At 62.6% G+C, this 596-nt stretch carries 1 protein-coding gene; it reads right to left on the reverse strand.

What is annotated here, in order from left to right; all coding sequences use genetic code 11:
* Nucleotides 1-596, reverse strand: a 596-nt coding sequence (locus tag HPQ62_RS20945; protein ID WP_174804527.1) for a sulfatase-like hydrolase/transferase, incomplete at both ends; no start/stop codon positions are given.

Here is a 596-nt window from a genome sequence, read left to right on the forward strand (position 1 = left end):
AGCGTGTCGAGCATGCGGCCGACGCCGTCGTCGATCGCCTGCACGGTGCGCAGATAGCGCGACATGTAGCGCTGATACTTGAATTCGGCAAAGGCCTTCGGGTCATCGAAGGTGAAGGTCTTTCCGGTCTCAGCGCAGATCACCGAAATGGTCTCGCCGTCCTTCAGCTCGGGGATCTTGCGCGCTGGCCAGCCCTCGACCATCAATTCGCCGGCGATTTCGGCGCCGCCCTCCGGCTGGACGAGGCCGAGATCCTCATAGAGCATGTCGGACTTGATCCGCATTTTCGCGGCCGCGGCCGCTGCGGCGCGGTTCTCATAGTTATCCTCGAAGGTTGGCGGCAGCGGGATCGTGCCCGGTTCGTGGATTTCCCTGTAGCGCGGATGATACTGCCAATTGCGATGCGGCGCCTTGTGGTGGCACATCAGGAAGAAGGGCTCGTCCTTGTGGCGCTCGATGAAATCGACGGACATGTCGGTGATCACGTCGGTGGCATAGCCCGGCACGCGGCGGTAGCCATCGGGAAAATGGAAGCCCGGATCCCAGTAATCGCCCTGCCCCGGCACGACCGCCCATTCGTCAAAACCCGTCGGCTC

The organism is Martelella limonii (assembly GCF_013344475.1).
Classification (GTDB): domain Bacteria; phylum Pseudomonadota; class Alphaproteobacteria; order Rhizobiales; family Rhizobiaceae; genus Martelella; species Martelella limonii.